Genomic DNA, 10,835 nt, shown 5'->3' on the forward strand with positions numbered 1-10,835 from the left:
AAGACACCTGCCGCCTGATCCGCAGCACGGAAATTTCCGTCTTATTTGCGGTCGATGTAAAGCCGGCCTTTATGGTCGATGGAGCAGAGAAACACGTCTTTAAACTCTTTGATTCCCTGCTGTCGGATCTGATTTTTCAGCCAGAAGCGATTTTTGTTCAGCCGCTCCAAATTGTCGTCCTGTACTTTTCCGTCCATGATGAGCGGGATCGGCAGTATGCCATAGGTAAATTTTCCGCTGGGAACCAGAATTTTTTTACTGCGGTTTCTCGTCGGGACCCGGGACGGATCGGCATATGGGGTTCTATAGGTCTGTTTCGGCTTGCCGGCGGTCTCCTCTGAACGTGAAATGGCTAACGCATTGCCGGCGGGGCCTTGTGGTTTTCCGTTTCGATTTGACTTCCCCTGGGGAACGGGCATGTCGTACTTTTCTCTTTTTTCATTCCGTTTGGATTTAGGAATAACCGTCAACTGCCCGGAGTTTTCCAGAATCGCAAATTCCACATCCGCCACGTTTTCGATACTGCGCCCGCGCAATTGAAGAAGCAAATCGTCCAGATTATACCGATGCTTCCTCATTTCTTCACGGTTGAGCTTGCCTCCTGATACGAGGATGGCCGGTTTTCCTTCGAATAACAGGCGGATTTTCCGGCTCTTCAAGCTGATGAAAGCAATCGTGATCTGAATCAAGACAAGCGTAGCCATCGGAAAGAGTCCGTCCGTGATCGGACGCGCCGTATCCTCCAGCACAAAAACGCCGATTTCAGCAATCATGATCGAGATGACCAGGTCAAAAATGGACAGCTTCCCGATCTCCCGCTTGCCCATGATCCGGAGGGTCAGGTAGATGATAAAGTACATCAGGACGGTTCGGAAAACAGGAATCAGTATATCGGATATCACGGCCACCCGCTCCTTTCTGTGCCATTCATCATGCCAATTAAGGATATTTTGACCTTTTGGGAACACAGACATTCAGAAGCCGGAGCGATAAATTATTGGAAAATTACTTGTACTACTGGGGCAAGCCGTCACATAAATTTACATTAAATTGTGGAACTATGAAGGGGGTTCTCTTATGCATTTGATCCGTCGCCTGTTCTCTTTTCGGATCTCCAATCCCACTTTGTCGGGACTGTATTATTCCTTTTTCTGGATGATGGTCGGGGCGCTTATTCTTTCTTTCCTGTTGTGGTCCAGCGGCATGAAAGAACAAAGCCTGTCCCGCTACATTTACGTGGTTCATGCTGTCGCCGCGGCATTTGGAGGGCTTGTATCCGGGAAGCGTTCAGGCAGACGGGGTTGGTACCAGGGCGGATTAACCGGCATTTTGTACGGTCTCATGATCATCATGATCGGATTTCTGGCCCTTGACAGCAGCCTTCGGCTTGGAGATTTGCTGTTGATCGCAGCCGTTATTGCTTCGGGAGCCATCGGGGGCATGTTCGGGGTGAATTTAAAAAACAAATCGTAACCATTAAACTCCTCGCATGTGCTACACTAAGTGCACTTAAAGCAAGAGGAGGACGTCCCCGACGTGTTGTATGACTCTATGAATTATATTTCGGCAGCAACGCTTGTTATGGCAATCGGGCTGATCTGGCTGGGCACCCTGCGCAACCCTCTGAGGGCCGGATGGCTGCTGATCCGGGAGTTTGGGACCAATCGTAAATTTTTGGGTCTATTCGCTTTGATGGCTGCGATCCTCCTGTTCAACAGGTACGAACTGCAAATCGAAGCAGGCATGCATGTGAAGCAAGACTTCACTCCATGGGTATTCGGGATCGAGGGGCATTTCGTACAGCACCTGCAGCAGTTTTTTCACAGCCCTTACATTACGCCCGTATCGGTATTTTTTTACGTAGTGGTGTTCCAATCCTTACTGATCGCTATGCTTGGAATCTTTGCGGCCGATGGGAACAAAGCCTTTCTCATGGCTGCCTGCATAGCCGTCTTCATCAATTATGCGGTGGCCATCCCGTTTTACCTCTTCTTTCCCGTGAACGAGGTTTGGTCCTTTCCGCCATCCGGCGCGTCGTTCTACATGCTGGAGGTTTTTCCGAAATTCGAGCAGGCGTACCGGCCGCTATCCGGTATTAACAACTGCTTTCCAAGCCTCCACACTTCGATTTCCATCACCATGCTGGTGCTCGGGATCCGTTCGGGGAATCCACGACTGGCCCTCATGACGCTGGTCAGCGCCGTTATCATCATTTTCAGCATCTTCTACCTCGGCATCCATTGGCTGACGGATTCGGTCGCCGGTACCCTGCTCGGTCTGCTTGCCGCTTCCGCCGGGATCTACTGGGGACGGAGGCTTGCGCACCCGAAGCAGCAAAAAGTAAAGCCCATCGTATCCGATCTCTAATACAAAAAGGCTGCACCCTTGTCCGTAGACAAGCTGTGCAGCCTTTTGTCATCCGTAAGTATGAACATCGGCGACAGCAGCAGAGCTCCCTCTGCCGCTATCGTTATGTGATGTGCCTGGTCTTACTGGAAATGTTGCTTATGAACGCTCTCCCCGTGTAGTACCCGGATCGTCTTAGGACGATTTCTCAGATTCGCCGGAGCTCGAGCTAACCGCGTGGCTGATGGAACCGCGGTCGAAGGTCAGCTTCGTCACGTCGTTCACACGCAGGACCACGATATCGTCCGTAATTTCCATAATCGTTCCGTGCAGGCCGCCGATCGTTACGACCTTATCCCCCTTCTTCAATGCGCTCAGCATGGAAGTACGGGTCTTCTGTTTCTTCTGCTGCGGACGGATCAACAGGAAGTAGAAAATCGCGAACATCAGGACGAGCGGTAAAATCAAGCCGACAAGGCCGCCTCCTCCGGAGCCGCCAGCACCAGCCGCTAATTCAAAGGTTTGAGTTTGGTTGAACATATGCTTTTCCCCCCTTTCAAATACAATACTGCTGTTGAAGCTTAAAACCCTTTATCATTGTCATAAAGCCCATATTGTTCAAAAAACTCATCGCGAAAATCAAGCAGCCTGTCCTCCATAATGGCCTGGCGCACCTGCTTCATCAGATTGATGAGGAAATGCAGGTTGTGGTAAGTGGTCAAACGGAGTCCGAAGGTCTCATCCGCTTTGATCAAATGCCGCAGATAGGCTCTTGAATAGTTCCGGCAAGTATAGCAGTCACATGCTGGGTCAAGCGGGCCAAAATCTCTGGCGTATTGCGCATTGCGAACGACTAGCCGTCCCTGGCTGGTCATGGTCGTTCCGTTCCGGGCGATCCGTGTCGGCAGGACGCAGTCAAACATGTCCACGCCACGGATGGAGCCTTCGATCAGTGCATCCGGCGACCCTACGCCCATCAAATAGCGGGGCTTGTTGTCCGGAAGCAGCGGAACGGTGTAATCCAGCACTTCGTACATCAGCTGCTTGGACTCTCCTACGCTGAGTCCACCAATAGCATACCCCGGGAAATCCATGGAAGTCAAATCACGTGCGCTCTGTTTGCGCAAGTCTTCATACATGCCGCCCTGAACGATGGCAAAGAGCCCCTGATCATGCGGTCTGGCATGGCTGTTCAGGCAGCGCTCGGCCCAGCGGGTCGTGCGTTCCAAGGACTTCTTAACGTAGTCGTACTCGGCCGGATACGGCGGACACTCATCAAAAGCCATCATGATGTCCGAGCCAAGCGCGTTTTGGATTTCCATGGCCACTACCGGCGACAGAAACAGCTTGTCTCCGTTCAGGTGAGACCGGAAATGCACGCCTTCTTCGGTAATTTTGCGCATCTCGCTCAAGCTGAACACCTGAAATCCGCCGCTGTCCGTCAGAATCGGACGGTCCCAGTTCATAAAGCGGTGCAGTCCTCCGGCTTCGCGGATAATGTCATGGCCCGGGCGCAGGAACAGATGGTACGTGTTGCTCAAAATGATCTGCGCATTCATTTCCTTCAGTTCTTCCGGGCTCATTGTCTTGACCGTGGCCAGCGTTCCAACCGGCATAAAGGTCGGCGTCTCGATCACACCGTGCGGCGTGTGCACACGCCCCAGCCGGGCTCCCGATTGCTTGCACGTTTTAATATGTTCATAAGTAATTGCTGCTGCCATGATTAAATACCATCCTCTTATATGCCGATCAACCGGTCTTAATAGATAAACATCGCATCGCCGAAGCTGAAGAAGCGGTATCTTACCTTCACAGCCTCCGCATATGCGTTCAAAATATGCTCGCGTCCCGCCAGCGCGCTGACCAGCATGACCAGCGTCGACTTCGGCAGGTGGAAATTAGTGATCAGGGCGTTTACGACTTTGAACGTATACCCCGGATAGATGAAAATATCGGTCCAGCCGCTGCAGGCTTCAAGCAGGCCGCCTTCAAATCGCGTCCCGATCGTCTCAAGCGTCCGGCAGGAGGTGGTCCCTACGGCAACGATTCTTCCTCCGCGGGCTCTAGCCTCGTTCAGGATATCCGCTGTCTCCTGATTCACCGAGTAATACTCCGCATGCATGACATGATCCTCTACACGCTCAACCGACACGGCCGGAACGTGCCCAGACCGACATGAAGCGTAATGAAAGCGACCGTCACGCCTTTGGCACGGATTTGATCCAGCAGCTCTTCGGTAAAATGAAGGCCGGCGGTCGGAGCCGCAGCGGAACCCTCATGCTTGGAATAGACCGTCTGGTAACGCTCCTTGTCGTCCAGCTTCTCCTTAATATAAGGCGGGAGAGGCATTTGTCCCAACCGGTCGAGAATCTCCTGGAAAATCCCCTGATAGGTAAAGGTCAGCTTCCGCTCACCCATTTCCCCCTCATCCTCTATGACCGCCTGTAGCTCGTCGCCGAACCGGATCACGCTGCCCTTTTTCAGCTTTTTCCCAGGCTTTACGAGCGCTTCCCAGGTGTCCCCCTGCAGATTTTTCAGGAGAAGCACCTCGGCTTTGGCCCCCGTCTCTTCTTTCACTCCGAACAGTCTCGCCGGAATGACCCGGGTATCGTTGAGAACCAGCGTGTCGCCGGGCTGAAGCTCGTCTGCGATATCTTTGAAGGTGCGGTGGGCGATCGATCCGTCCTGCTTGTTCAATGTTAACAGGCGGGATGCCGTCCGCTCCGGCAAAGGAGTCTGTGCGATTAATTCTTCTGGCAACTCAAAATCGTATAAGTCTACATTCATCAGTTCGTCATTCCTTAACAATAGTTACATTCTGATAATAGTGTTTCAAAATGTCCTGGTACCCATACCCGGCGTCCGCCATTCCTTTGGCTCCCCACTGGGAGAGTCCGAGGCCATGGCCGTTGCCGCGGCCCACAAACAGAAACGCTTCCCCGGCTTCGATCCGGCGCGCCTTCGAATCCCCGTTCATGACGATCGTGCCTTTTCCAGCGATGGAAGAAGTCCCTGAAGCGGAAATGACCGACGTGTCGGACGTGCCGGAAACCTTCGTCGTGGTCCCGTTTGCGCTTAATACAGTATAGCTTCCTGTAGGTACAATATCAAACAATGTGCTTGGCAGACCGTTCAAAGCTGAACGGAACATATCGGGATATTTCACATCTAAAATCTGCCCGTTGGCCTTAATTTGGATCGCCCGTCCGGACGGTCCACGCTTGGTGACCTCCAGCGTGCTGATCGTGGAAGGTGCAGCCGTTGAGGTCTTGCCCTTCAGCGTTGCGACTAGCTCGGCCGAAGTATAAGGTCCCCGAACCCAGTCGTAGGTTCCCGATTCCTTCACCTGCTCCAGAACGACGGCGGTATCGCCGGGGTTCATCTGCGCGGCAGGCTCAACGTTCGATTGAATGAGCGGAAGCGGACGTACGTTGGTGTTCTTGGCCGTCACCGTGACTTTTGCAAGTCCGGCAGCCGTCGCCGTGCCCAGTTCCTTGACGTTGTCCTCTCTGACATAACCGGTAATCCCGTTGCTGAGAAGAACGTGGTACCAGGTTTTAGCCCCGTTTTGCGCGGCTACGTCTTCCTTGCTCTCCACGGTGCCGAACGCAGCTCCACCGCTGTTCCATACCTCGGTCGGGTCGGCCGATGCGCCCCCGGCATTGGAAGAGAATACGGCCTCGACAACATTGCCGTTTTGCAGCAGCACTTCGCCCTGTGTAGCGTCTACGGCACCGATGACGCTTGGCGCTTCGGAGGCAACTCCGTTGTAAACTTGGCTGAGCGTCGTATCCACGACATCCGCCACCTTGAACTTATTATTGCTGCTGCTGATCTGGAAAGCAGCATAGCTGCGGGCAGCCACGGCTTGGGCTTTGAGCGACTCCTCCGGCCAGGACGACGGCACTTCGCCGCCGACGACCGCATAGAGGTATTGCTCAAAAGGCAGCTCGTTCACGAGCGCCAGCTGGCCGTTCACCATGCTGATCTCCATGCCGCCCCGGTATGTACGCCCCGATCTTTCCGCCAATTTAATTTGGTCACCGCTGCTGGTAATCCAGCCTTTGGCATTGGTCCCGCTGACCACGATATGTTTCACCGCGGCGGAGCTTCCCGGGCTGCTCCCGGCATCACTGCGGATGATCAGCGCCGGCTGCGATGCATCCACCTCCGACAGCGTAGCCGCTGGAAGCTTTGCGCTTACCGCACTGCGCACCGCCGCAAGGCTGGATGCGTCTGCCGCTTCGCCGACCCATACCGCATAACTGCCGCCGCCGTCTCCGCCCGGCTGAACCGCCACAAACGCATCGGCGCCGGCTGCCTGGATTTGCTGGGCCGCAGCTGCCGCTTCAGCCTCCGATGCATAGGTCCCTGCCGACAAGTGATTGCCGCCGGTCACGACCGGAGTCTGTCCGTTCAGCTGTCCCGCGGCTGTCTTGGCTGTCCGCGCCGCGGCATCGTTAGCCGCCTGCAGGCTCGCATACATGCCGGTATACACCTGATATACTGTTCCGGCACCCGTCGATGCGGTAAAGATGACCGGCTTGTCGGCCGTCGCGTTCAATTTTTTATAAGCATCCGCCGCCGTTTTGGCATCGGAAGTAGCGAGTACTTTCACGCGGAATCCATCCACGCTGAATTTAGCCGTCTCGTTAGCCCCAAAGGACACAAGAGCCGGAGCCCCCGAAGCAGCCGATACTCCTGCAGACCATGACTGTCCCGATGACAGTGTGACGACAGGCGTCGTTGATTTATAGGTACTTCCCAAGTCGAGGAACAAGCCTACGCGGATTTGATCCATGCTCGTTCCCGCGGCTTCTGCGGTCACAGCCGGCAGCTGCAGGACTCCCGTTGCCAGCACGGCAGCCAAAATCCCCTTGCTTCCCCACTGGCCCGCTTTCGTTCTCCACCAATTTCCCACTCGTCATTCTCCTCCCGCTTCTGTCTGAAAATGTGTTCGAACCATTTCACGTCCGGCAGCCTCGTAACAATTACTCTTTACTGGTCTGTCGGCATCGGCAGGCCTAAATGCTGATAGCCCGCAGCCGTCACCATTCTTCCCCGCGGCGTCCGCTGGAGAAATCCGATCTGCAGCAAGTAAGGCTCGTATACATCTTCGATCGTCTGGCTCTCTTCGCCGATGGTGGCCGCGATCGTATCGAGGCCGACCGGACCGCCACGGAAGCTCGTGATCATAGCGTGAAGCATTTTATAATCGATCTGATCCAGTCCTTTCGGATCGACCTGCAGCATCTTCAGCGACTCCTCTGCGATGGCCGGCGTAATCATGCCGTCCCCCCGGACCTGGGCAAAATCCCGGACCCGGCGCAGTAGCCGGTTCGCGATCCGCGGCGTCCCCCTGGACCGCAGGGCGATCTCGTCGGCCGCATCCCCAATAATTTCGATGCCGAGAATGTCGGCACCCCGGGAGACGATGTAGCTGAGCTCATCCACCGTATAAAACTCGAGGCGGCTGACGACGCCGAAGCGGTCCCGCAGCGGTGCGGACAGCAGCCCGGCCCGTGTCGTCGCTCCGATCAAGGTGAACGGGGGCAAGTCCAGCCGCACAGACCGTGCACTGGGTCCTTTACCGATCATGATGTCCAGTGCAAAATCCTCCATCGCCGGGTAGAGCACTTCCTCTACCGTCCGGTGAAGCCGGTGGATTTCGTCAATGAACAGCACGTCCCCTTCCTGGAGATTCGTCAGCAGCGCAGCCAGGTCTCCCGGCCGCTCAATGGCCGGCCCCGACGTCGTCCGCAGGTTCACGCCCAGCTCGTTGGCAATGATATTGGCCAATGTCGTCTTTCCGAGGCCCGGAGGCCCGTACAGCAGCACGTGATCCAGCGCTTCATTGCGCATTTTGGCCGCCTCAATATAAATTTTCAGGTTTTCCTTCACCTGGTTCTGTCCGATATATTCCGCAAGATAACGAGGACGCAGGCTAAGCTCTACCGCCTGGTCCTCCATCATCAGGTTTGCCGATATGATACGGTCATCCATTGCTATCGCTCCTCTTGTAACGCCCGCTTACCATAACTATCCCGCATAGAGCTGCTTGAGCGCCCGTTTCATTAAAATGTCCACCGAATCCCCAAACGCCGTGTCATCCTTGATCTTGTGCCATACCCGATCCAGCTCGACGTCGGTATAACCGAGCGCCTTAAGGCCTTCGCGCGCTTCGGACCAAGCCGATCCGTCCCCTTCCACTGGTTCAGGAACCGCAAACAGCCCTGTCGCCAAGGCCGCCGTCCCAAAACCGTCGAGCTTGTCCTTCAGGTCCAGAATCATGCGCTGTGCGGTCTTCTTGCCGATTCCTGGCAGCTTGGTCAGGAACGTAATGTTCTCCTGATAAATGGCCGTCACGACATGATCCGGCGAGCCCCCGCCGAGAATGCCCAAGGCTACCTTAGGGCCGATCCCCGACACATCGATCAGCTTGCGGAACAGCTGCTGCTCCTCGCGCGTTGGAAAGCCGAACAGCAGAATGGCGTCTTCCCTGACGTGGTGGTGGGTATATACGGTGACCGGACCATCCGTCTTGGTAAACACGAAAGGGTTCGGGCAAAATACCCGGTAGCCTACTCCCTGCACGTCAAGCACAATGTACTCATTCTCCAGATGGACCACAGGTCCTCTCAAAAAATCGATCATTTTCTCAATACCTCATTTATTCTGGAATTTAACGTGTACGAATGGGCGTGGCAGATCGCCACGGCCAGCGCGTCGGCCACATCATCCGGTTTGGGCACCGCCTGCAGCTTCAGGAATTCCTAAAATTCGCAAGTCATTTCTCTCCCTTGGTATAAAGCGAACATATGTATTCGTTCTCTTCATTATAATGTAAAACTTCATACCAAGTCTATGATTCTACTAAAAGAGGTATGCATGCATCCGGGACCAGCCTATATAGACTCCGTCCCTGAAGGAGTGAACGTCCGGATGAGCTCATTGATAAAAGCAAGCATCGCTGTGCTCAGAAACGTCTGCTTCCGGTAAACGATGCCGACCTTTTTCTGGGGGACGGGCTCAACGATCGGTACAGTGCAGATCGAAGGATCGGAGCCTTGTAAAAGGTAGGACCTGGGTAGTATGGTCGCGCCGACCCCGAGCCGGACCATCTGCAGCATGGAGTCCATCGTCGACAGCTCAAACGCCGGTTGAAGCTGCACCCCTGCTTGAGCGCTGTAGCTGTCCACCATTTGACGTACCAGAAACTTTTCAGGAAAAAGGATTAGCGGCACCTCTGTCAGTTGGTCCAGTTTCACAGCTTCTGCGGCTGCAAGGTGATGCTGCTTCGCGACAGCCAGGCACAGCTCTTCAGTATAGAGCTCTTTGCTGACCAGCTGCTCGTCCTCCAGCGGGAGAAAAACTACTCCAAGATCCAGCTTGTTAGCCAGCAAACCGGCCCTCGTTTCCTCCGTCGCCAGCTCCACGACCGAAATCGAGATGCCCGGCTGCTTCTGGTGAAAAGAAATCAGCGTCCTCGTCAGCAGATGGTTGCCTGAGCAGCCGATCGTCAGCCTCCCCCGCTGCATCCCTTTCAGTTCATTGATTTCGGACTGCGCCTGCTCCAGCTCATGAAAAATGTTCAGCGCATGCTCCTTCAGCGTTTGCCCCGCTTCCGTCAAATAGTTCCGTTTTCCGATCCTTTGAAAAAGGGGCATGCCCACCCTCTCCTCGAGCAGGCGGATTTGCTGGCTGAGCGTCGGTTGGCTGATGCCCAATTGAACGGCTGCTTTCGTAAAATGAAGCTCTTCGCATACGGCAAGAAAGTATTCCAGCAGGCGGAAATCCATAAGCCTCCCCCTTCACCCAAACCATAGTTAATAACTATTATTTTAATTGATAACATTGAATTGACCAATCATTTTTTATTCCCTATAGTGAGAATAATAAATTTTTATAGATGAGGTGAGCGTTGCAATGACACAAGAGATCAGCATTCAGTTAACCACCGAGCCGCGAACACGGCCGGACAGCGAGAAGCTTGGCTTCGGCAAGTATTTTACAGATCACATGTTTATGATGGATTATACGCTGGAGAAGGGATGGCATGATCCGCGGATCGTTCCTTATGCCCCGCTGCAGATGGATCCGGCTTCCATGGTATTTCATTATGGGCAGGCTGTATTCGAAGGTCTGAAGGCATACCAAACTTCTACCGGCGAGCTCCTTCTGTTCCGCCCTGACAAAAACATGAAGCGGCTGAACCGCTCCAACGAACGCTTGGGCATTCCTGAAGTGTCGGGCGACTTTGTCATTGAAGCGATCCGCACCCTCATTAACATCGATCGTGCTTGGGTTCCGACGGCTCCAGGAACATCGCTGTACATCCGGCCTTTTATCATTGCAACGGAAGCTTGTCTCGGCGTGAGAGAATCCCACACCTACCAGCTGATCGTCATTCTGTCGCCTGTAGGCGCTTACTACTCGGGCGGCTTGCCCCGGTAAAAATTATGTGGAGAGCTCTTATACTCGTGCCGTGC

At 54.3% G+C, this 10,835-nt stretch carries 9 protein-coding genes and 3 pseudogenes; 3 read left to right on the forward strand and 9 right to left on the reverse strand.

The window, feature by feature from the left end:
* Positions 1-41: 41 nt before the first annotated feature.
* Positions 42-902, reverse strand: a complete 861-nt coding sequence (locus CPT76_RS00165) for a DUF421 domain-containing protein (protein ID WP_483870028.1) — start codon at positions 900-902, stop codon at positions 42-44.
* Between the two features lie 175 nt (positions 903-1,077).
* Between CPT76_RS00165 and CPT76_RS00170 the strand changes: the two genes are divergently transcribed.
* Entirely contained in the window at positions 1,078-1,473 is a 396-nt protein-coding gene (locus CPT76_RS00170; RefSeq protein WP_105441542.1) for a TIGR04086 family membrane protein, read from the forward strand.
* A gap of 63 nt (positions 1,474-1,536) precedes the next feature.
* Positions 1,537-2,367 carry a phosphatase PAP2 family protein gene (locus CPT76_RS00175; protein WP_146116105.1) on the forward strand — a complete coding sequence of 277 codons (831 nt, stop codon included), beginning with the start codon at positions 1,537-1,539 and terminating at the stop codon, positions 2,365-2,367.
* 174 nt (positions 2,368-2,541) lie between these two features.
* Here the strand turns inward: CPT76_RS00175 and yajC are convergent, their stop codons facing one another.
* From yajC to CPT76_RS00215, 8 genes and pseudogenes are all read right to left on the reverse strand, one after another.
* Entirely contained in the window at positions 2,542-2,886 is a 345-nt protein-coding gene (gene yajC / locus CPT76_RS00180) for a preprotein translocase subunit YajC (RefSeq protein WP_105441544.1), read from the reverse strand.
* Positions 2,887-2,927: 41 nt separating this feature from the next.
* Entirely contained in the window at positions 2,928-4,067 is a 1,140-nt protein-coding gene (tgt, locus tag CPT76_RS00185; RefSeq protein ID WP_105441545.1) for a tRNA guanosine(34) transglycosylase Tgt, read from the reverse strand.
* Positions 4,068-4,105: 38 nt separating this feature from the next.
* Positions 4,106-5,133, reverse strand: a pseudogene (gene queA, locus CPT76_RS00190) (tRNA preQ1(34) S-adenosylmethionine ribosyltransferase-isomerase QueA).
* A gap of 7 nt (positions 5,134-5,140) precedes the next feature.
* Positions 5,141-7,267, reverse strand: a complete 2,127-nt coding sequence (locus CPT76_RS00195; protein WP_105441546.1) for a SpoIID/LytB domain-containing protein — start codon at positions 7,265-7,267, stop codon at positions 5,141-5,143.
* Between the two features lie 77 nt (positions 7,268-7,344).
* Entirely contained in the window at positions 7,345-8,349 is a 1,005-nt protein-coding gene (ruvB, locus tag CPT76_RS00200; protein ID WP_076176979.1) for a Holliday junction branch migration DNA helicase RuvB, read from the reverse strand.
* Positions 8,350-8,385: 36 nt separating this feature from the next.
* On the reverse strand, positions 8,386-9,000 hold the full coding sequence (ruvA, locus tag CPT76_RS00205; protein WP_105441547.1) for a Holliday junction branch migration protein RuvA: 615 nt from the start codon (positions 8,998-9,000) through the stop codon (positions 8,386-8,388).
* Positions 8,997-9,116: pseudogene (locus CPT76_RS00210) on the reverse strand (crossover junction endodeoxyribonuclease RuvC); the annotation flags it as partial. The gene ruvA and the pseudogene CPT76_RS00210, both read right to left, overlap by 4 nt.
* Positions 9,117-9,251: 135 nt before the next feature.
* A complete protein-coding gene (locus tag CPT76_RS00215) occupies positions 9,252-10,145 on the reverse strand; it encodes a LysR family transcriptional regulator (RefSeq protein ID WP_105441548.1) in 894 nt (297 codons plus the stop codon).
* 127 nt (positions 10,146-10,272) lie between these two features.
* On the opposite strand from CPT76_RS00215, the pseudogene CPT76_RS00220 reads away from it, so the two are divergent.
* Positions 10,273-10,835, forward strand: a pseudogene (locus tag CPT76_RS00220) (branched-chain amino acid aminotransferase family protein); the annotation flags it as partial.

The sequence above is a fragment of the Paenibacillus sp. AR247 genome (assembly GCF_002968895.1).
GTDB lineage: Bacteria > Bacillota > Bacilli > Paenibacillales > Paenibacillaceae > Paenibacillus_AQ > Paenibacillus_AQ favisporus.

Excerpts from the sequence above, each read along its gene's own strand:
- CPT76_RS00170 (WP_105441542.1), top strand. The coding sequence starts at position 1,078 with ATGCATTTGATCCGTCGCCTGTTCTCTTTTCGGATCTCCAATCCCACT.
- yajC (WP_105441544.1), bottom strand. The coding sequence starts at position 2,886 with ATGTTCAACCAAACTCAAACCTTTGAATTAGCGGCTGGTGCTGGCGGC.
- tgt (WP_105441545.1), bottom strand. The coding sequence starts at position 4,067 with ATGGCAGCAGCAATTACTTATGAACATATTAAAACGTGCAAGCAATCG.
- ruvB (WP_076176979.1), bottom strand. The coding sequence starts at position 8,349 with ATGGATGACCGTATCATATCGGCAAACCTGATGATGGAGGACCAGGCG.
- ruvA (WP_105441547.1), bottom strand. The coding sequence starts at position 9,000 with ATGATCGATTTTTTGAGAGGACCTGTGGTCCATCTGGAGAATGAGTAC.
- CPT76_RS00215 (WP_105441548.1), bottom strand. The coding sequence starts at position 10,145 with ATGGATTTCCGCCTGCTGGAATACTTTCTTGCCGTATGCGAAGAGCTT.